Below are 20,510 nucleotides of genomic sequence, written 5' to 3' on the forward strand. Positions count from 1 at the left end.
CTACGTGAGATTTTGCAGAGACATGGGCGGTCAAGCTCAAATCATTCCAAAATTTCACTCACCGTGTTCACAGCACATTGCTTAGGAAGTCCTGGAACCTTGGCTCGGCGGGATGGTCAATGATGGAGGAAGACCCACGTTCCACCACCACCCCGCCGTCCATAAAGACCACCTGATCGGCGACCTCACGGGCGAACCCGATTTCATGCGTCACCACAATCATGGTCATACCGGCATCGGCGAGTGTGCGCATTACACCAAGCACTTCGCCTACCAGTTCTGGGTCCAGCGCGGAAGTCGGCTCGTCGAAAAGCATGATTTTCGGGTGCATCGCCAAGGCGCGCGCGATGGCGACACGCTGCTGCTGTCCGCCTGAAAGTTGCATCGGGTAGTAATTGGCACGGTCGGCCATACCCACGCGCTCCAACTGTGCCATCGCCTCGGCTCGAGCCTTGGCTTTCGGCGTTTTGGCCACGTGCACAGGCGCCTCCATCACGTTTTGGAGCGCGGTGCGATGCGGGAACAGGTTGAATCGTTGAAACACCATACCCAGTTCGGCGCGCTGTCGGCCGATTTCGCGATCATTCAACGTTTGCAGCACATCGCGCCCGCCTTTGTTGACATGTTTGAAACCAATGAGTTCTCCGTTGATCTCAATCGATCCGGCCGTAATCGTCTCCAGTTGGTTGATCAACCGCAGGAACGTCGATTTGCCGGAACCGGAAGGCCCCAGAATCACGGTCACTGTACCCGGCTCAACGGTCATGTCGATGCCCTTCAAGACATGCAGACCGCCGAAGGCCTTGTGAACCCCGGTGGCCTTGACAGCCGGTACGTCGGAAGCGGCTTTAGCAGAAGCCTGGGTAGCAGTTCCGGCGCCGCCATCAGGCTGCACGCCATCAGCAACACCCACACCCGCGCCTATGCTCGTTGAGATCTCGTCATTCAAGATTGCCTCATTCTCGCTTGTCATATAACCGACCTCCCCTACGCATTCAATCCAAGAAAACCGACATGCTCGGCCTTCTTCTTGACGTCGTCATCGAAGCTCGCATGACCGTCGGTTCGTAGGCCTTCCACAGTATCAGCAGCGCGTGAAGCGTTGAACCCCTTGCCAAAGTATCGTTCCAGCCAAGCCTGAACAACCATCAGCACGGAAGTAATCACCAAGTACCAGATGCACGCCACAATCAACAGGGGAATGGGCTTGTAGATACGATGCGAGATGGCATCAGTGGCGAATTGCAGCTCAAGGGAGAACGGTACCGCCGAAACCAGTGAGGTGGTCTTGAGCATGCTGATGACCTCATTGCCCGTCGGAGGCACAATGATGCGCATCGCCTGAGGAAGCACGACACGCCGCATAATCATCGAGTGCGGCATGCCCAGAGCCTGTGCGGCCTCGGCCTGGCCGGGATCAACGGCTTCAAGCCCGGCCCGTACGATTTCAGCCAAATACGCGGATTCGTTGAGTGCCAGACCGATCATCGCAGCCAGGAAGCCCGGGGCGATCACCTTGTTGAGCTGAGCCGTGTCCATCTGCCAAAAGTGAATATCAGTGAACGGCACACCGAGAGTGAGCTTCGGAACCAGAACCGCGAACAGTCCCCAAAACACCAGTTGTGTGTAAATAGGCGTACCACGGAAGAACCAGATCCAGAACCAGCTGACCCCGCGCAACACCGCGTTGACGGACTTGCGCATCACCGCCAGCACAATTGCCAGAACAATCGCAATCAGCATGGAGGTGACGGTAAGCACCAACGTCCAACCGATGCCGTTGAGCACATGCTCGTTGAACAGATACTTCCACACGATGGGCCAGTCGAACTGTTTGTTGGTCACCATCCCGTCAACAAGCATCAGCGCCAGTAGCGCCACGATGATACCGGCGACCAGCGAACCGGGCCGGTGCACCGGCCGTGCCTTGATCCGCCCTGGGATGTCAAGCCCATCCGATTGATTCCTGCGTGTCATGGAACCCTCCCCCTGCAGACGCGCCGCGCGTCCGCCGTACATGTACACCGTCACACCGTTACGCCGACACATCACGCGACGAGACGACGCCACCTATCATTCTCGTAATTCGTATACTATGCGAAGCCCCGCATAGACAGACATCGGGAGCGACATCCATTGCCGTTCCCGACGCTCCATACGTCACCGAATCATTGACCAGACGTATACCGGTCACTGAACCGACGAGTAATCGTTGATCTCTGACTTGGTGATTGCCCCGGATTCATTGCCCCAGGTCTTCAGTATCTTCGCGTATGTGCCATCGTCTATCAGCTTCTGAACCGCGGCCTGCACGGCCTTGGCCGTTTGCATGTCCCCCTTCTTGACCACAACGGCTTCAGGAGTCATGTTGAACGCCTTGCCCAACGGCTCGAGCTTATCCCCGCTCTGCTTGATGGCGTAGCCCGCTACGGGTGAATCGGCGCAGAAGGCGTCTGCTTTGCCGCTGACCACGTTGGTGGCCACGACCGTCTGATCCTTCATCGATTGGATGTCAATCGGCTTCTTGCCCGCCGCAACGCATTCATCGTTGAACTTTTTGACCGTGGTCTCATGGACCGTTCCCGTCTGCACCGCCACGCCGTGTCCGCAGAGATTCTTTGCGTCGAGCTTCTTAGGGTTTCCCTTCCGCACCACGAACGAGGCGCCCACATTCAGGAACGAGACGAACTCACCGACGTCCTTGCGGGCCGGATCCATGGTGAAGCCGGACACGCCGACATCGAATTTCGAGCCGATGGAGGGCAGGATCGAATCAAATTCGGCTGCGGTCGGTGAAAACTTGAGTCCGAAGACGGCCGCAACGGCCTTGGCCATGTCCATATCGTAGCCAATCGGGGTTTTACCGTCCGTGTCGAGGAACTCAGCCGGCGCATAATCCGGTGAGACACCGACGGTGAACTTATTATCCTCGGTGATCGACTTCGGCAGCATTGCGGCGATCCTGTCGTCCTTCTTCACTTGAGCAACGTCAAAGGCGGCGTTTGATTTTTGATTGTCGGCCGCAACATCGGCCTCATCCTTGGTGCCACAGGCACTCACACCCAACAGCATCGCACCGACGCACACACCGGCCGTCATCCGCTTCAGAACTTTCCGCATATCATGTTGCATGTTCACATCACCCCTCATCATTGTGTTTCCATATGTCTGCCGACATTCGCATATTATGCATCATCATGTATTTTATACAAAACATATCTCAGTATTCGGACTTTTCGAGACACCATTTCCGAGGTGGACCGTTCAGGCAAGCAGACATCCCTCCTGATGTGACAGAACGACTCGCATGACACGAACCCCATACCACGCGTCGTCTTCGAATACATGATTTCGCACGCCATTCGACAGCCATGCAAAACCGGTCACACAGCCTGTCCACATGAACGGTTCCGGCAATCCATCCACATCGATCGCGAAAGACGTTCAGTGAAAACCGATGCATGATCCGAGTCACCCGCAAACTACAGTGCCTAACTTGAAGCAATGAACCGCCTGTTTCGGCGTCACCGCATTTGCCGGTTCCTATAGCGCATCGCGCGCAACGCCTCGCGTTTGTCTTGTTCCTCGCGCAACGCCTGTCGCTTGTCGTATTCCTTCTTACCCCTCGCCAAAGCGATCTCGGCCTTGACGCGCCCATCCTTGAAATACAGGCTCAACGCCACGATGGTATAGCCCTTGGCCTCGATCTGCCGGGAAAGTTTGGCTATTTGCGAGGCATGCAAAAGGAGTTTGCGCTTGCGCTTTGGCGCGTGGTTATTCCAAGTTCCGTTGAGATATTCGGGGATATTCGCACCCTCAAGCCACATCTCACCGTGACGGTCGATGGAGACGAAGGACTCGGCAAGCGACGCACGACCCTCGCGCAGCGACTTTACCTCGGTGCCGGTAAGCACAAGACCTGCCTCGTAGTGATCTTCAATCGTGTAGTTGTGCCGCGCCTTGCGATTCTGCGCAATCATCTGCGTTCCGTGCTCTTTGGCCATAGCCCCTCGCCTCCTGGCTTCCTCCGTTCATCCCAATAGTAATGGCTACGCGCCACTTTCGACCACGGCCGACCGTATCACTCCATGTCTGCCTCCGCACCGCCGGCCTGCGCGAGCCATCGCTCCACAACACTCCCAACGGATCGCCAAATCAGGGATATGGCAGGCAGTTCGCTCGACTTTCCGTTGTATCTCAGAGGTCTGACCATTTTCCACCATGCCACAGCCGTAGGCAAATCACCTCGCCGACGCAGGACAAAAACATCGGTCAACGAGCTAGGCTTTGAGATACCTTCGCAATGAGATCGCCGAGGCGAAGGCCGAAAGCGCCATAGCGCCGACAATGAGAGCAGGCGCCATCAGCCACACCGTGGTCTGATTGATATATGGCATCCACTGCACCGTCTTGGCCAGCCAGTCGGTGATGAACACTTTCACCATCACGCTCAAAGTCACCACTGAAAGCAACGATCCGAGAAGGGAAGCGAATACGCCCTCGAGAATGAACGGCAGGCGAATCGTCCAGTTCGAGGCACCCACGAAACGCATGATCTCAGTCTCGTTGCGCCGACTTGCGGCCGACATGCGTATGGTTGTGGCGGTAAGCAACACGGCCACCAATACCATCACGGCCGCCAGCACAATGGTCACGGCCGTGGCCTTGTTGAGAACGTTGAAGACCGGATCGAAGATCTCGCGCTGGTCTCGCACCTCTTCGACACCTTGGGTGCCGCCCAGTACCTCGGAAACCTCATGATATTTGGTCGGATCTTTGAGCTTGAGGCGTAGGGAATCCTGCATATCCGCAGCCGTCAACGTACGCCCCTGGTAAATGCCGTCAGGGTATTGCTTGAGGAAAGTCTTCCTATAGAATTCATCTCGGCTCTGGTAGGTGACCTTGGCGACTTCGTCGTTAAGATCCCGATGAATCTTCTGCTCAAGATCGACGATTTCACGTTTGGTGGGCGCTTTGCCGGCCGAGCAGTTAGGAGACTGACTGGCTCCGTCGGGGCACAGCCACACCACGACCTCGACCTCCTTGTACCAGTCGCCCTTCGCTTTGGTGATCTGAGCCTGCATGAGGCCCGAGGTGCCGATGAACAAGAAGGAGATGAAGATGACGAGCATCACCGAAAGTATCATGGAAACGTTCTGCTTGAGGCTCGTAAACGTCTCGGAAAGAATAAACCGTGCTCTCATGCCTGATCTCCCTTACTGCTCTTGGCTATGCTCGTTGGGGTCATTCGTCGTGGTCTTACGTATCGGCGACCCGGCTTTCGCACGGCTTGCCCGGGCCGGCGGGGTCGGAGGCGGAGGAATCGAGGCGGCCGAAGGTGTTGACGTTTTCTTCTCTGCCGAAGCATCAACTGGCTGAGGATGGGACTGGGCACGAACGGCGGTTTCGGAAGCCGACGAATCGTCATTGGCCTGTGCCGTCGGAGTTTCAGGGGCAGCCGGGGCAGGGATCGCAGGTGCCTCAGTCCGTGTCTCAGGGCTTGACGCATGTTGACCGTGCGGCGTCCCGTTGGTCGCATCCGCAGACTGTTCCGTGCTCACTGGGGTAAAACCTTTACCCCAAGTCATCGTGACCTCGGCGGACTGGAAGGCTTCGCCATAGCGACCTTTGCGACCCGAATGCACGGACTTGGCCAGTCTGGCGATACCGTCATTCTCGGACCCCGTGACCCCCGTCATCGCTGACTCGGCAATGCCGACGCCTGCCACACCGTGCCGCTGCGAGGTCTGATTGGGGGAAACGTTAGCGGAGCCTGTCTTCTTGTAAGGATCGAGCACACGCTGAGCCTTCGACTCCACTTCGGCATCCGGGAAGTACAGCGCGGAATCGTAGGACCCCTCCTGTTCGTCACGCACGATCTTTCCCTCGTGCAACTCAACGACGCGCTTACGCATGGAGTTGACGATTTCCTCGTTGTGGGTGGCCATGACCACCGTGGTGCCGGTTCGGTTGATGGCGTCCAGCACCTCCATGATGCCCAAGGAAGTCGTGGGATCGAGATTACCGGTCGGTTCGTCGGCCAGAATGATCTGTGGATGGTTGACATAGGCGCGTGCGATGGCCACACGTTGGGCCTCACCTCCCGAAAGCTCATGCGGGTAGTTCTTTTCCTTACCGGTCAGGCCAACGGTTTCAAGGACTTTCGGAACCAAAGATCTGACGGTGGACCGCTTTGCGCCGATGACCTCAAGCGCGAATGCGACATTCTGCCACACGGTCTTATTCGTCAGAAGCTTGTAATCCTGAAACACAAAGCCGAGGGAACGTCGGTATTGCGGCACCTGGCGCGCCGTCAGGCGTCTGAGATCATTGCCGGCCACACGTATCTCGCCGTCCGTGGCCTCTTCCTCTCGAAGCAGCAGACTCAAGAGGGTGGTTTTGCCGGAACCGGAGGCTCCAACGAGAAACACGAAATCACCGCGCTCAATGTTGAGGCTGACATGATCGAGGGCTGGGCGGGCTCCCTTGGGATAGATCTTCGTGACACTATCCAACGTAATCAACGCCATACACCGTCTCCCTTACCGTCGCCTGAAGCCGTCCACCCGGCAGGTCGGCGACACCGATATAATGCTTCCTCTACGATATCGCATGCACGACACGAGCAACGCGAGTTCAACCACATTTGCAAAAACCTTACCTTTTGAGACGCCGTTCCGTATGCCTTATGGCCTGAACCGCTTGCGAAACCCCGCCTGCAACAGTTGCGTTTGACATGCTCCGCGCTCCGACCGCGCAGCCGAATCAAGCGGTCTCGGCCGACTCTTCCTCAAGGGCCGCCTCGCGGCGCTGCTCATGACGCCAACGGATGCCGGCGTCAATGAATCCGTCAATGTCACCATCGAAGACGGCCTGGGTCTGGGAGGTCTCGTATCCGGTGCGCAGATCTTTGACCATCTGGTAGGGATGCAGTACGTAAGAGCGCATTTGATCGCCCCAACTGGCCTTGATGTCCCCCGCCAGCTCCTTTTTCTTCTTGGCCTCGGCCTCGTGACGCAAGACCAACAAACGCGATTGCAGCACCGCCATGGCGGCGGCGCGGTTCTGGATCTGACTGCGCTCGTCCTGCATCGTCACCACGATGCCGGTGGGAAGGTGGGTGATGCGGACTGCGGAATAGGTGGTGTTGACACCTTGTCCACCTGGCCCCGAAGAACAGTAGGTGTCCACACGAATGTCGGAATCCGGCACATCGATATGATCGGTGACTTCGACCAGCGGCACCACCTCGACCGCGGCAAAGCTGGTCTGCCGACGACCCTGATTGTCGAAAGGAGAGATGCGCACAAGACGGTGCGTGCCCCCCTCTACCGAGAGTCTGCCATACGCGTACGGCGCATCGACTTCGAACGTGGTCGATTTGATGCCGGCCTCTTCGCCATATGAGGTGTCCATCACCTTGGTCTTATAGCCGTTGCGCTCGGCCCAACGCAAATACATGCGCAGCAGCATCTGGGCAAAGTCCGCCGCGTCGACTCCACCCGCACCGGAACGGATGGTCACCACGGCGCTACGCTCATCGTACTCGCCGTCCAACAGAGTCTCGATCTCCATCTGGTCGAGATCTTTCTGCAACCGGTCGACCTGACCCTGGGCCTCGTTCATCGAATCGGCATCGTTCTCCTCCTGCCCCAACTCAAAAAGGGTCTCGATGTCATCAAGACGAGCCGCCATATCCTCGAGTTTCTTAAGCCTTGACTGTGCGGCGGAAAGACGACTGGTCACCTTCTGGGCATTGTCCACATCATCCCACAGATTGGGCGCAGAGGCCTCCTTCTCAAGCGCCGCGATGTCGGTTTTGATGCGTTCGACATCAAGTGCCTTGGCTATCGACTCGTACTTGCTGCGAGCCTCACCAAGGGCCTGCGAGAAATCAAACTCCGCCATATCCCACCCCTAATATTGTAATAATCGTCAGTCCGATACAATCCTATAAGTCATATTGAATACGCTGACGGCACTCGCCATATACGAAAGCGAAAAACCGCGCGCTTGATTTGTCGGTCGTCAAAGACCAGCATAAATCGCAGGAATCACCAATGCCAAAAGCATGGCTGCCACCACTATCAGGCACACGATACGCGCGACGTTCCGCCGTTTGGCTTCGCGCCGCTCCCGCTCGCCCCTGTAATGTCCCATACCACCCACCTTAACGCCCACGCCGGATTTCATTATTCCACGTGGTTGCTTAATCACCGGAGCCCACAATTCCAGATGACTGCCCAACCAACCTTCTCGGACCAGGCCACTGACCAATACGACACGTACGGTACATTTGAGATATTGAATTTCATTTCCGAAAGGTGGACTCGATGAGCAATGAACAGACCGCATGGGGCTGGGGACTGGCCTCAATCGACGAGGCGGGCAATACCCTGGACGTATGGTATCCGAAGCTGAAACTCGGCCAAGCGCCAAGCGAAGCGGACCGCCCGCAGCACGGATTCGGAGCGCTGGCTCATAACCAGAGCGATGCGCGCGGGGTGCGACGAGTGCCGGTGTTCACCGTCTGTCCACTCGACTCCCCCGTCACCGACGCCGCCGAAGCGTATCTGAAGCTGCACCTGCTGAGCATGCGGCTGGCGAAGCCCAACACCCTGAACCTCGAAGGCATCTTCGCAGCACTGAACAACGTTGTATGGACGAATTACGGACCGTTCGCGGTACATGATTTCGCACTGCGAAAGTTGGAAGTCATGAACGCGGCGGAACAATCGACTGCGACAACCGGCGACGCGACCGCAACCGTGCCTGCCCCGCACGCCGATGTTAGCGTACTGGCAATCGACAAATTCCCGCGTATGGCCGACTATGTGATACCTTCAGGGGTTCGAATCGGGGATGCCGACCGCGTGCGATTGGGCGCCTATCTGTCCGTCGGTACCACGGTGATGCACGCGGGATTCGTGAACTTCAACGCCGGCACCTTGGGCACATGTATGATTGAAGGCCGCGTTTCCCAAGGTGTCGTGGTCGGCAACAACTCCGACGTAGGCGGCGGCGCCTCGATCATGGGCACGCTTTCCGGCGGCGGCAAACTGCGCAACTCGATCGGCGAGCACAGTCTGCTGGGCGCCAACGCCGGAATCGGCATCTCCCTAGGCGACAACTGCGTGGTCGAGGCCGGCCTATATATCACGGCCGGCACGAAGATAACGATATACGACAAAAGCAGAATCGAGGCGGGCAAGCCCCTCGAAACGGTGAAGGGCGCGGACCTCTCCGGCAGGGACAACATCCTTTTCATCCGCAACTCCATGACCGGAGCGATCGAGGCCCGCTATCGAAAGACCGGCATCGAACTGAACGCCAAGCTCCACAGGAACTGAACCGGAGCGAGCGGATGGAGCATGATTATTTCTCTGAACCTCATTGGGTCATCAAGTCCGACTTGATGACCCAATGAGGTTCAGGGGACACCGCTTTCGTCCCACTGACGAAACCATGTTATAAAACGGGTTACGCTACCAGCCCATGAATCACTTGGCCATCAACGGTTCCCGATTCCCAGCAGCCACAGCCGAACGGGATAATTCGTAAAAACAAACAGACCGGTCCGGTGACTCCCACACAGTCATTGGTTCACATCTACTCACGTAACGACACATTTACCTTTAATGTCCACGGTCAGAACAGTGTCCTACGATGGCGCACACCCTGTCACTGGATTTCTCCATCGAAACCATATCTGGAACGCAACCGCCTTCAGCGTTGATCCATCGGCACATAGTCACGCTCGCCCTCACCAATGTGGACCTGACGCGGACGCCCGATCTTGGTCAACGGGTCGACCAGCATCTCGCGGTATTGCTCGATCCGACCAGGAATCCGACCAAGGGCAAAGAGTGGGGGGGGGGCAAACATCGAGGGAGCGGGAACCAAGCAAGCGATAAATCAGTCCGATGTAAAGATCAACGTTAGGATACAGGTGACATGACACGAAATAATCATCGCGCAAAGCAATATTGCCAAGTTGAGTGCTCAAATCGAGCAGTTCCGGCCGTGGTCGGCGTGCATGATCGACAGCCGTCCCAACGCATGCATCGACAATTCGTGGGTCTCATATGGCTCGTACGACACAACGAAACACATGCGAAAAAATCATCGACATACCCCGGACCACATCAAGAAAGATCATGGGCTCATCGTGCCTCCTGCGGAAAATAGAGCTGACGACCGTGCGGGCCTGCGCCATGATGATCTGAACCGACTGTTCAAGTTGATCGGGATCGACGATATCGGCGACGTCCGGGTAAAAGACCGCCAACGCGTTGATGACACTGGCCAATATGCTCATCGGCTGGGCGTTTGCCAAGGAAGGAGGATACGAAGCCACGAAAATCACCAACCATCCTACGGTGGTTCAGATCATCACAGATGCACTCATATTCCAAGCGATCCGGCAATTCGTCATATTGGAACAGCCAAGCGACTTCAAGGAAATCGGATTGCCCACACGGCTGTTCGATTGAATATCCCAGGTATCGCGGAATCGGACATCGACCATCGATATAGGTGATTTTGGATTCGCACTGCGCCGTCGCGAGAGACCCTGGATCAAGGATGACGAAACCGCCGTCCACCCCACAACTACCACCACATCACCGGGAATACTTGCAATGGATCGCCCAAAACCGGTTTGTCCGCAGCTCCACCTTATTACTGCAAACAAACCATGATAAGCAAACCTTCGAAGGCAAACGGCCGTTAGACAAAGGCACCAGACCGCCATCGACAGCTGCGAAGTTCCGCCTACTTGCGGAGGGTGAGAATCTCCGGTCCGTTCTCGGTAATGGCGATGGTGTGCTCACTATGTGCGCCGGTGGAGCCATCGACACTGCGCAAGGTCCAACCGTCCTTGGCGTCCTGATATATCTCGTCCGTGGTCTTCATGAACCACGGCTCGATGGCGATCGTCAGACCCGGACGCAACTTGTATCCATGGTGCGCCTTGCCGTCATTGGGTACGAACGGGTCACCATGCATCACATGACCGATGCCGTGGCCACCGAACTCCATGTTGACCGTATACCCATGCTCATGAGCCACATCGCCAACCGCGGCCGAGATGTCACCAAGGCGATTGCCCGACTGCGCCGCCGCGATTCCGGCAGCCAACGCCTCTTCCGTGCAGGCGATCAGTGCAAGATCGCTTGGATCCGGATCGCCACCGACCACGAAGCTCACGGCTGAGTCCCCGCACCAGCCGTCGACACTGACCGCGAGATCGAGGCTGACCAAATCACCATCCTTTAAGTTGTAGTCATAGGGAACACCGTGCAGCACCGCATCATTGACGGACGTGCAGATGTAATGCTTGAACGGACCGGTTCCGAAATCAGGGGCATAGTTCACATAGCACGATTCTGCGCCCTTGCGGCCTTCGATGCGGCGCCGCACCAGGTCGTCGATCTCCAGTAGGTTGGTGCCCACTTTCGTGGTCTCCTTCAATTCCTGCAAGATGCTGCCCACGAATCGACCCGCCGTCTTCATGGCAGCCACTTCGGAGGGTGTTTTCAGTTCGATCATATTCACATTACCTTAACTACGCAGCCGACCGGGCCGGCATCGGTTACAACGCCACAACACGACTAAAGGCGTCGCACATATACCTATCGGTATAGCGCAACGCCCGTATAAACAGAATTTGAGACTTACGATTCAACACACCGAATCAGTTGCGTCCGAAACGGAAGGCGCGCACCACGGAAAGAACGCCGAGCACCACCATGATGCAGCCGGAGAACACAATCAGCCACACCATCGAAGTGATCGGGGAGAACAACACGACAACGCCGGCAATTAGCGAGATGACGGCGTAGACGATGGCCCACCCCGAACTCGGAATCCTCCACGACTCGGCCAAAGCCATGATGCCTTCGACAATCCAGCCGATACCCACCGTCATGGTGACCAGAACGGTGAGCACGGTGGCGGAAAGCTGGGTGTTCTTCAACATCACGATGCCACCGACCACCAACAACACGCCTACGAGGATGTCCAGCACACGCCAGCCACCCGGCAGACCCATCTCGACTATGGCGCCTACAATGCGAATGGCGCCGGATATGAGGAAATAAATCCCAAGAGCCACGGTGAAAACGACCAAGGTCTTGCCGGGCCAGAACAAAAGCGCCAACCCCAGCACAACCGCCGCCAGACCCACAACACCGTAAACCACGCGAATCGTTCGCTTGGCCTGCTCGGGAAGCCAGGACTCGACCAGCTTGAATGGGTTCATATGCCACCAGTCGCCACCGGGCTGCCCGCCAGGCATGTTCGGACCCGTAAATTGGGTACCCCCGCCATTCGGATCACCGAATTGCGGCCCAGCACCGTTCGGATCGGTCGCCCGTGGAACGCCGTACTGCTGTTCACCACCGTTTTGAGGGCCATTACCGTTCATGTCTTCATATGTCATCGCAGTCAGCTCCTTGCCTCTTGTGTTCATGTATGATTCTAGACGGCAATGCCATATGATGCCACTAGTAGCCGAGGGCATAATCAGGGGTTGCACACACAGCTTTTTATGGTATTCACATGTGCAATAGAACGCTTGGGGGCATCCGGTGCGATGATGACTCCCGCTTTTTTAATCCCAACCCACACTGCCGACCAGAAGTTGAAGTTACGGAAACCTTCGAACAACACAGCATCGTCATAAAAACACCATGAACAACACAAGTCAATCGGCAACGGTATTGAAACCGCCGACATAAGCATGACATGGCTCCCCCATCCAAAACCGAGAGCAATGATGGACGAACAGTGCTATCCTTGTCCCTTGTCAGCGAGAATCAGTACGCTGGAACCATGGACACACCGATGATTTCAGGTCTTGACACCTCCTCCTTCTCCACCACCATCAATCCTGCGGACGATCTGTTTCGCTTCGCCAACGGCCCTTGGATAGACACCTTTGAAATGCCTGCCGACCGTTCTCGTTACGGCAATTTCGATAGGCTCGCCGAGCAGTCCGAGGAACAGATTCACGATATCCTCGAAGACCCGGACTGCAAAGCCACAAAATCGCAGGCCCTCTACCGTTCCTTCATCGACACCGAAGCGATTGAAGCGGCGGGCATGAGCCCCATTGCCGAATCCCTTAAGGCCATAGACAAAATAGCCGACAAGGCCGCCATGACACGCCTGTTGGGCACGCAGACGGTGACCGGAGGCGCAGACCTGTTCGGGATGAGCGTCGAGGCCAACCCGTCGGACCCTTCCTCCGACAAACGCATACTGTGGATCGGTCAAGGCGGCATCGGTCTGCCCGACGAAGCCTATTACCGCGAAGATCGCTACGCTGACATCCGCACCAAATACATGGACATGATGGTACGCATGCTCACCCTTGCCGGCGACGACGAAACCGAAGCCCGCGACAAAGCCGCACGCGTCATGGCTTTCGAGACCAAAATCGCCTCACATCATTTCGACAATGTTACGGAACGTGATCCGCAAAAAACGTTCAATCTGATGAATTTTGACCAGCTTCAAACGATGATGCCGAACTTCGACATGGCCGCTTGGGTCGACGCCGCACAGCAGGCGTACGACACAACCCCCACGTCCAGGTTACTGCCCGCGGACTTCACAACCGCGTTCGCCCGTCTGAACGTAATGGAACCACCATTCTTCCAAGGTCTCGACCACGAGTGGGCGGCCGCAAGTCTCGATGACATCAAGCTGTGGACGCGCGTCCACACCATCATCGGCGCAGCCAGCTGCCTGAGCCATGACTTCGACCAGGCCAGCTTCGACTTCTATGGCAAGGTTCTTTCCGGGTCCACCGAGCAACGCGATCGCTGGAAGCGTGGCGTTTCCCTGGTCAATGGGCTCACCGGCGAGGACGTGGGTCAGGAGTACGTGCGCCGTCACTTCCCCGCCAGCTCCAAAAAGCGTATGGAGGAATTGGTAGGCAACATCATCGAGGCTTATCGCGTCTCCATCAGCGGCAGCGACTGGCTGGGCGAGCAGACCAAAGCCAAAGCGCTCGACAAACTTAACAAGTTCAAGCCCATGATCGGCTACACGAACCACTGGCGCGACTATAGCGCCTTGGATGTCAGCAGCGACAAGGGATTGATGGACAACATCAAGGCCTCCAGCACCTATGGAATGGGCTATATGCTCTCGCGCGTGGGCCAACCCGTGGACCGTGAGGAATGGGGGATGAACCCGCAGACGGTCAACGCCTATTACGAGCCGACCATGAATGTGATCGTGTTCCCCGCGGCGATTCTGCAACCTCCGTTCTTTAATCCCGAAGCCGACGACGCCGCGAACTACGGCGGCATCGGCACTGTGATCGGCCATGAGATCGGCCACGGCTTCGATGACCAGGGCAGCCAGTTCGATGGCGACGGCAATCTGAACGACTGGTGGACGGCCGACGATAAGGCTAATTTCCAGAATCGCACCAAAGCGCTTATCGAACAGTACAATGCGCTGACTCCTTCCCAGCTAGCGGACAAATATGGGGACGAACCCGCCTCGATGCCTCACGTCAACGGCGCATTGACCACCGGTGAAAACATCGGAGACCTTTCCGGAGTCAATATCGCGTTGAAGGCCTATGCCTTCGCACTTGACACCGACCACGGCCAGAGAAAGGACGGCTCGACCGAAAGCATTGAGCACTCGCTCGAAGAGGCTCCGGTCATCGAAGGCTATACCGGCTTGCAGCGCTTCTTCCTGAGCTACGCGACCATCTGGCGGTGCTCCAAGCGTGACGAGATCTGCGAACAGTACCTTCAGATCGACCCACACTCCCCGGAGGAATTCCGCGCCAACCAGATAAGCCGGAATGTGGATCTCTTCTACAAGGCCTTCGACGTGACGCCGAGCAACCGGATGTGGCTGGCGCCGGAGGAACGCGTACACATTTGGTGACGTTTCCGTCCATCACACCCTCTTCGCACGCCCTTTATGATGACTTTCATACCATCTGGGAGGCAAAGCGGAGAGGGCGTTTCGTTATTATTGCAAAGAACTGACAACTATGCTTCGATGACGACTCCCTCTCCCCGCGAACACGTCGAACGAGCCTTCGTTGAGCACCCATGATCCAAAGACGAATCTCATAGCGAATCACGCTTCCCGTGGTCAGTGAACTTCATCGGGTTGGGCGCCAAATTCATCCGGGGAAACTTGATCCACCGAAGAATCAGCGTTCGCAGAAGACCTCCAGGCATCATCATTGGTGCGCGGAGCGTGATTTGGATAAGCCGCGCCAGCCACATCCGTATAGGAAGCGGCACCATTAGAAGCGTCGTGATAAGGATCGCTACCGGGAGCCTGCCGGCTCTGACGAGGATCGAACGTTGAGCCATTTGCCTTGGTTCGTTTGAAATGGCTGACACCGAGGCTGAGGTCGTGTCCGATGCCGGTCGCCTCCATGACCATTTTGACGTGCTTGACTCCGTCCTTGCTCCATTCCTCACCATACAAGGCGCCGGTGGCCACTACCGGATCGCCTTTGTGAATGGAGCGCATGACATTGAGTGCCAAAGCACGATACGCTTTGACCGTCAACCATGTGGTGGATCGGTCACACCATTGTCCCGTTGACGAATTGTAGTATCTCGGGGTGCACCCGATTCGGAACGAGCAGGCCGCACTATCCCCTTCCCTGCCGAAACTGACAGGATCGGCCCCCACGAATCCGTTGATCGTTACTGTCGATTGCTGCGCCATACCAGCATTCCTTTCCAAACGAGATGGATGTCATCACATGAAAATGGACTGCGGGAACCCCCAGAGGGATGCGGTTATATACACAACCGCCTCGCTTTCAACAAATTGCTGTGCAATCTGTCCGGATTCCCGCGGTTCCATCAGTATGTATCGTCGCCATCAGGTCAGGCAAGCCAAATCAGGACTGTGGTCTAAATCAAGACCCTCTCGGCGTGCCGTGGATAACCATGTGGATGACTCTGCGTTATCCACAACATCGGACCGCCCAACACAGGCAATTCAGAGTCAACTGTTGAAACAATCCGAAACGCCGTGATGAAACAAAACAACCGATAGACCAACAGACGAGATTCGGCCCCGGAACGGGTCATACAAAGCAAAAGCCCGGCCGCCAAACCTTGTTACCCGATCAAAGCGCGTTTAAAGCTTAAGGCTTGGGTTTTTGAACGACTGTGACCACACACCCACATGTACGACAGCAGTCATTCCCGGGCGCACCGTTGCGTCCGGGAATGACCCGATATCGCTTATTTACTTAGCAACGCCTCGAAACGACGCTGCAGTTCATCGGATGCCTCGGCAGCCGGCAACACAACGGTGTCGGCACCGTCACGCCCACGCACCTCGATGGTGCCGTCGTTAAGATAGTCGCGACCGACCACGGCCACCAACGGCACGCCGATCAGCTCGGCATCCTTGAATTTGACGCCCGGCGAAACCTTCCTGCGATCGTCGTAAATGACTTCCAGACCATTAGCCTCCAACTGCTCGACCAACTTCTCGGCGCCTTCGAACGCCTCTTCCTGCTTGCCGGTAGCCACCACATGCACTGCGGCAGGCGCGATGTTCGCTGGCCAAGCCAGTCCTTTATCGTCATGATGCGTTTCGGCAATGCAGGCCAGGACGCGCGACACGCCAATGCCGTAGCTGCCCATCCACACCGGCACGGCCTTGCCGTTCTGATCGAGCACCTTGAGGCCGAGCGCTTCGGAATATTTCAGGCCAAGCTGGAACACCTGACCGATCTCCACACCACGCTCGAAGCTCAACGGGCCTGAGCCGTCGGGGCTCATATCACCGTCACGCACTTCAGTGGCCTCAACCGTACCGTCGGCGGTGAAGTCACGCCCGTAGACCATATCGAAAGCGTCGACGCCAAGTTTGTTGCCGCCAGTGACCCATGCGGACCCCTTGGCGATATGGGCGTCGACAAGGTAACGCACAGGATCCTTAATGCCCGAATCCTTGCCTCGCGCCTGCGGACCGAGCACCTTGGGCCCGATGTATCCCTTGACGAACTCCGGATGCCCCTTGAGGTCCGCCTCGTTCGCCTCTTCAATCTCGGCCGGGGCAAACTGAGCCTCGAGCCTCTTCATATCCACGACGCGATCGCCGGGGAGGGCCACGACCACGATTTCACGCCAAGGCTTGCGGTGCTCCTCAACCTCGTCATCGGGTTCACCCGGATGCTTGACCGCGATGACCACATTCTTGAGCATGTCGGAGGCGACCCAGCCGCGACCGTCCTGGCGCTGGTAGAGGGCTTCGCACTGCCGGACCATATCGTCGATGGACTCGGCATCAGGCAGCTCACGCAGGCTCATGGAGGGGGTCTTCGAGCAATCGATTTCAGGCACCTCAGGGGTGGTCAGAGCCTCGACGTTCCAAGCCTTGCCGCTCGGAGCCTTCGCGAAGGTGTCCTCTCCGATGGCCATCGGAGACAGGAACTCCTGTGATTCGAAACCGCCCATCGGGCCGGAGACGGCGTGCACCATGATATAGCCCAGATCGAGACGTCTGAAGATGCGCTCGTATGCGTCGCGTTCCTCGACATACGCCTTCTTGAGGCCCTCCTCGTCAATAGTGAACGAGTAGCCGTCCTCCATGATGAACTCACGCCCACGCACCAGACCCGCCCTCGGACGGAACTCGTCGCGGTACTTGGTCTGAATCTGATACAACGTCAGCGGCAGATCCTTATAGGACGAATACATGTCCTTGACCAGAAGCGTGAACATCTCCTCGTGCGTCGGCGCAAGCAGGTAATCCGCCTCGTGGCGATCCTTCAGACGGAAGATGTTCTCACCATACTCCTCCCAACGATGCGTCGCCTCATAAGGATCCTTCGGCAACAGTGCCGGGAAGTGCACCTCCTGGGCTCCGATGCCGTTCATCTCCTCACGGACGACGGATTCGATCTTGGTAAGGACGTTCAGCCCCAGCGGCAGCCAGGTCCAGATGCCGGGGGCGGCCTTGCGGATGTAGCCCGCCCTTTGCAGCAGACGCGCCGAATCGACGTCGGCGTCGGCGGGGTCCTCGCGCAGCGTACGCAGGAACATGGTGGACATACGAAGTGCTTTAGTCATAATCCCTAAATTATTCGCGCAAGCCGACAACTGGACACGGCCCAACGCAGATTATGCATAACGGAATTCGTCCACGGAGTTATCCACGACACGCCGAAGCCTTTCGATTGGGTCCACAGAACCCGTTTCGCCTTGACCGTCATTGAATACATACGTTGAATAGATACCAAGCATATCACCCACTCCCCCAACCCGTGTGATGCCAACAACGACCGAAGCATAAAAATCAATACACATTGAATTGAAATATCAATAGATAAAGAATACAATGTGAAGCGGAGGAAACTGGAACGAATACTGACCGACATAGCGCGCAAGCACAACCTTGCCATCACATTTCGACAGGGCGGCAACCGCACAATCGCCCTCATCCGCACGATGCGCGTGGCCATGCCACGCCATCGCGAAATCAACGAGATCACAGCGACAAGCATCATCCGCTATTGCGGAAAGGAACCTCAATGAGCACAGATGAAGTCACGGCGATCGCCACACGGAGCGGGGCGTGGTGGGCCGTTGAGGTACCACAGCGACCTGACCTGTTCACCCAGGTCAGAAGGCTCAGCCAAGTCGAACCTATGGTGCACGACGCAGCACGGACGCTAGGACAACCGGTCGATGCCGTCCACGTCACGATCCGACTGGCCACCACCGAAGACGACAACATGGTCGAAAGGCTGTATAAAGCCCGGGACGAGGCGAAAACCGCACAGAACAAAGCGTCGGCACTCACCCGGCAGACTATCACGAAATTACGGGGCCAAGGACTCAAGCTCGCGGATATCGCACAGATAGTGGGATTGACCACGCAACGTGTCAGCGAACTGCAACGCTCATGAAACGTCGCATAAATCTAGGCCGCCAGCCTTACGCACCCCTCCCAAGGAAATCTTCTAAAACAGATCCCCTTGCGCGAATTCGTCGCCTTCAGCGGCAGCGAGCTGGCCTGCGGCCTGCTTGGTGAAAGCGCACTCACCCTCGTCGGCAAGACGAGCGCATGCAATCTTGGAATCGTCACGCAGTACACCGTCAAGTTCCACGGCATCCCGAGAAACAAAGAACGCACGCTCGCTGATGCCGTCAAGGTAAAGGCCCTCAAGGTTTTCGACACGCGACAATGCCACGTAGCCCATACCGGGCGCAAAGGTGCGGGTCAGGTCCATCTCGGCACGATCGAGCGTCATGCCTTGCGATTTGTGGATGGTAATGGCCCAGGCACACCGCAATGGCACCTGTTTGACGCTGGCCAGCACGGTCTCCCCGTCCATCATGTCCCACGATGCCTGCTTCATCGTCACGGTGTTGCCGTTTTCGAACTCAACGATCGGCCATCCGCCCTTGGCTTCGGCAGCGAATCCTTTGACGATGCCTATCGATCCGTTGACGTACTGACGGTCGGCGTCATTACGCAACGCCATCACGGCCGCGCCCGTCTTGAGCACAAGCCTTTCCGGGGCGAGCATGTTCTTTTTCAGCCTGGTGACCAGATTCGCCGCACCGGCGGACTCGGCTACATATCCGTGCGTTTCGTCCTGTATCTGCGCCAAACGTAGGTCGTTGAGCGCATCGGCCTGCTTGTTGACCGGAAACAGGTGCACGGCCACCTCGCCAGAGGCAGGAACCTGCCCAAGACGCCCGGCCAGCACGTCATGGTCATCCTGGCTGACCCCACCCTCTCGAATGTCGGTCAGGACCGTGAGCAGCTGACCGTCATCTTGACGGTGCTGCTCGGTCAAGTAGCAGACCACCGGGTTCAGTTCGTCCCACACCAACGATTGGGTGACGAATCCGTCTGGATCCTTGCCTGCTTGGGTGTAATGCCGCCGTGATTCAATGAACTCCGGTATCATCGTCATCATGTCGTCACCGCGATTCGGCCGGCGCACCGGCGGCAACTGGAAGAAATCGCCAGAAAGCACGACCTGCAAACCGCCGAACGGTTCCGGATTATGGCGAAGATTACGACAGACCTGATCGACCATATCAAACAACCAGGCGTGCAGCATCGAAACTTCATCGATCACAAGGATGTCCGCCGCTTCGATTTTCCGTTTACGGCGCGATCGGATACGCTTCATCAGATCGGCGGTCATCACCTGCGAGACGCCAACCCCGCTCCACGAGTGGATGGTCTGACCGTTGATATGGGTCGAAGCGATGCCGGTCGAAGCGGTGACGGCCACGCTGGCGCCGCGCTTACGGGCCGCACTGATGAATTCGTTGAGCACATACGTCTTGCCTGCACCGGGGGCGCCGGTGATGAACACGTTGGCACCGGCACCCAATATGGTCAGCGCTTCGGATTGCTTCATACCGTTACCTCCATAACCACGACAAACGCATCAACGACGGGAAGCACCTCCGCCACGCCCCCCCCCGCCGGCATCAACAACCAAACCGGCGAACGCGAACCAAGACACACAG

The 20,510-nt window shown here is 57.0% G+C and carries 17 protein-coding genes and 1 pseudogene; 4 read left to right on the forward strand and 14 right to left on the reverse strand.

Going from position 1 to position 20,510, the window contains the following annotated elements; genetic code table 11:
* Nucleotides 1-67 precede the first annotated feature (67 nt).
* The 8 genes from BBOH_RS01880 to BBOH_RS09360 form a co-directional block, all read right to left on the reverse strand.
* Nucleotides 68-973 carry an amino acid ABC transporter ATP-binding protein gene (locus BBOH_RS01880; protein WP_081930263.1) on the reverse strand — a complete coding sequence of 302 codons (906 nt, stop codon included), beginning with the start codon at nt 971-973 and terminating at the stop codon, nt 68-70.
* A gap of 14 nt (nt 974-987) precedes the next feature.
* Complete coding sequence (locus BBOH_RS01885; protein WP_033520748.1) at nt 988-1,977, reverse strand: amino acid ABC transporter permease; 990 nt, start codon at nt 1,975-1,977, stop codon at nt 988-990.
* 213 nt (nt 1,978-2,190) lie between these two features.
* A complete protein-coding gene (locus tag BBOH_RS01890) occupies nt 2,191-3,120 on the reverse strand; it encodes an ABC transporter substrate-binding protein (protein WP_044098068.1) in 930 nt (309 codons plus the stop codon).
* Nucleotides 3,121-3,524: 404 nt separating this feature from the next.
* Entirely contained in the window at nt 3,525-4,004 is a 480-nt protein-coding gene (gene smpB / locus BBOH_RS01895; RefSeq protein ID WP_033520442.1) for an SsrA-binding protein SmpB, read from the reverse strand.
* 276 nt (nt 4,005-4,280) lie between these two features.
* A complete protein-coding gene (ftsX, locus tag BBOH_RS01900) occupies nt 4,281-5,204 on the reverse strand; it encodes a permease-like cell division protein FtsX (RefSeq protein ID WP_033520444.1) in 924 nt (307 codons plus the stop codon).
* 12 nt (nt 5,205-5,216) lie between these two features.
* Entirely contained in the window at nt 5,217-6,530 is a 1,314-nt protein-coding gene (gene ftsE / locus BBOH_RS01905) for a cell division ATP-binding protein FtsE (RefSeq protein WP_033520445.1), read from the reverse strand.
* Nucleotides 6,531-6,765: 235 nt separating this feature from the next.
* Nucleotides 6,766-7,908: a peptide chain release factor 2 gene (gene prfB, locus BBOH_RS01910; RefSeq protein ID WP_033520447.1), complete on the reverse strand. Its 1,143-nt coding sequence runs from the start codon at nt 7,906-7,908 to the stop codon at nt 6,766-6,768.
* A gap of 120 nt (nt 7,909-8,028) precedes the next feature.
* A complete protein-coding gene (locus tag BBOH_RS09360) occupies nt 8,029-8,160 on the reverse strand; it encodes a hypothetical protein (protein WP_272945327.1) in 132 nt (43 codons plus the stop codon).
* Nucleotides 8,161-8,333: 173 nt separating this feature from the next.
* Between BBOH_RS09360 and dapD the strand changes: the two genes are divergently transcribed.
* Nucleotides 8,334-9,350, forward strand: a complete 1,017-nt coding sequence (gene dapD / locus BBOH_RS01915) for a 2,3,4,5-tetrahydropyridine-2,6-dicarboxylate N-succinyltransferase (RefSeq protein ID WP_033520448.1) — start codon at nt 8,334-8,336, stop codon at nt 9,348-9,350.
* A gap of 376 nt (nt 9,351-9,726) precedes the next feature.
* On the opposite strand, the pseudogene BBOH_RS08470 reads toward dapD, so the two are convergent.
* The 3 genes and pseudogenes from BBOH_RS08470 to BBOH_RS01935 all read right to left on the reverse strand — a co-directional run.
* Nucleotides 9,727-10,595 (reverse strand): annotated as a pseudogene (locus BBOH_RS08470) (citrate/2-methylcitrate synthase); the annotation flags it as partial.
* A gap of 178 nt (nt 10,596-10,773) precedes the next feature.
* Nucleotides 10,774-11,550, reverse strand: a complete 777-nt coding sequence (map, locus tag BBOH_RS01930) for a type I methionyl aminopeptidase (protein WP_033520453.1) — start codon at nt 11,548-11,550, stop codon at nt 10,774-10,776.
* Nucleotides 11,551-11,695: 145 nt separating this feature from the next.
* Nucleotides 11,696-12,442 (reverse strand): HdeD family acid-resistance protein, encoded by a 747-nt coding sequence (locus BBOH_RS01935; protein WP_081930264.1) that lies wholly within the window; start codon nt 12,440-12,442, stop codon nt 11,696-11,698.
* Between the two features lie 392 nt (nt 12,443-12,834).
* Here BBOH_RS01935 and BBOH_RS01940 point away from each other — a divergent pair, with 392 nt between their 5' ends.
* Nucleotides 12,835-14,916: a M13 family metallopeptidase gene (locus tag BBOH_RS01940; RefSeq protein WP_033520454.1), complete on the forward strand. Its 2,082-nt coding sequence runs from the start codon at nt 12,835-12,837 to the stop codon at nt 14,914-14,916.
* A gap of 213 nt (nt 14,917-15,129) precedes the next feature.
* Here the strand turns inward: BBOH_RS01940 and BBOH_RS01945 are convergent, their stop codons facing one another.
* Nucleotides 15,130-15,720 (reverse strand): single-stranded DNA-binding protein, encoded by a 591-nt coding sequence (locus BBOH_RS01945; RefSeq protein WP_052118114.1) that lies wholly within the window; start codon nt 15,718-15,720, stop codon nt 15,130-15,132.
* Between the two features lie 527 nt (nt 15,721-16,247).
* Nucleotides 16,248-18,068: a proline--tRNA ligase gene (locus BBOH_RS01950; protein ID WP_033520456.1), complete on the reverse strand. Its 1,821-nt coding sequence runs from the start codon at nt 18,066-18,068 to the stop codon at nt 16,248-16,250.
* A 288-nt stretch (nt 18,069-18,356) separates the two neighbouring features.
* Between BBOH_RS01950 and BBOH_RS01960 the strand changes: the two genes are divergently transcribed.
* Nucleotides 18,357-18,551: a hypothetical protein gene (locus tag BBOH_RS01960; RefSeq protein ID WP_033520458.1), complete on the forward strand. Its 195-nt coding sequence runs from the start codon at nt 18,357-18,359 to the stop codon at nt 18,549-18,551.
* The gene (locus BBOH_RS01965; RefSeq protein ID WP_033520460.1) at nt 18,548-18,925 is read left to right on the forward strand and encodes a hypothetical protein; all 378 of its coding nucleotides are present in this window, start codon (nt 18,548-18,550) and stop codon (nt 18,923-18,925) included. The genes BBOH_RS01960 and BBOH_RS01965 overlap by 4 nt, the downstream gene beginning before the upstream one ends.
* A gap of 54 nt (nt 18,926-18,979) precedes the next feature.
* Here the strand turns inward: BBOH_RS01965 and BBOH_RS01970 are convergent, their stop codons facing one another.
* On the reverse strand, nt 18,980-20,398 hold the full coding sequence (locus BBOH_RS01970; RefSeq protein WP_033520461.1) for a PIF1 family DEAD/DEAH box helicase: 1,419 nt from the start codon (nt 20,396-20,398) through the stop codon (nt 18,980-18,982).
* Between the last annotated feature and the right edge of the window lie 112 nt (nt 20,399-20,510).

Source organism: Bifidobacterium bohemicum DSM 22767 (assembly GCF_000741525.1).
GTDB lineage: Bacteria > Actinomycetota > Actinomycetes > Actinomycetales > Bifidobacteriaceae > Bifidobacterium > Bifidobacterium bohemicum.

Coding starts and splice junctions, on each gene's coding strand:
- BBOH_RS01880 (WP_081930263.1), bottom strand. CDS start 973: ATGACAAGCGAGAATGAGGCAATCTTGAATGACGAGATCTCAACGAGC.
- BBOH_RS01885 (WP_033520748.1), bottom strand. CDS start 1,977: ATGACACGCAGGAATCAATCGGATGGGCTTGACATCCCAGGGCGGATC.
- BBOH_RS01890 (WP_044098068.1), bottom strand. CDS start 3,120: ATGCGGAAAGTTCTGAAGCGGATGACGGCCGGTGTGTGCGTCGGTGCG.
- smpB (WP_033520442.1), bottom strand. CDS start 4,004: ATGGCCAAAGAGCACGGAACGCAGATGATTGCGCAGAATCGCAAGGCG.
- ftsX (WP_033520444.1), bottom strand. CDS start 5,204: ATGAGAGCACGGTTTATTCTTTCCGAGACGTTTACGAGCCTCAAGCAG.
- ftsE (WP_033520445.1), bottom strand. CDS start 6,530: ATGGCGTTGATTACGTTGGATAGTGTCACGAAGATCTATCCCAAGGGA.
- prfB (WP_033520447.1), bottom strand. CDS start 7,908: ATGGCGGAGTTTGATTTCTCGCAGGCCCTTGGTGAGGCTCGCAGCAAG.
- BBOH_RS09360 (WP_272945327.1), bottom strand. CDS start 8,160: ATGGGACATTACAGGGGCGAGCGGGAGCGGCGCGAAGCCAAACGGCGG.
- dapD (WP_033520448.1), top strand. CDS start 8,334: ATGAGCAATGAACAGACCGCATGGGGCTGGGGACTGGCCTCAATCGAC.
- map (WP_033520453.1), bottom strand. CDS start 11,550: ATGATCGAACTGAAAACACCCTCCGAAGTGGCTGCCATGAAGACGGCG.
- BBOH_RS01935 (WP_081930264.1), bottom strand. CDS start 12,442: ATGACATATGAAGACATGAACGGTAATGGCCCTCAAAACGGTGGTGAA.
- BBOH_RS01940 (WP_033520454.1), top strand. CDS start 12,835: ATGGACACACCGATGATTTCAGGTCTTGACACCTCCTCCTTCTCCACC.
- BBOH_RS01945 (WP_052118114.1), bottom strand. CDS start 15,720: ATGGCGCAGCAATCGACAGTAACGATCAACGGATTCGTGGGGGCCGAT.
- BBOH_RS01950 (WP_033520456.1), bottom strand. CDS start 18,068: ATGTCCACCATGTTCCTGCGTACGCTGCGCGAGGACCCCGCCGACGCC.
- BBOH_RS01965 (WP_033520460.1), top strand. CDS start 18,548: ATGAGCACAGATGAAGTCACGGCGATCGCCACACGGAGCGGGGCGTGG.
- BBOH_RS01970 (WP_033520461.1), bottom strand. CDS start 20,398: ATGAAGCAATCCGAAGCGCTGACCATATTGGGTGCCGGTGCCAACGTG.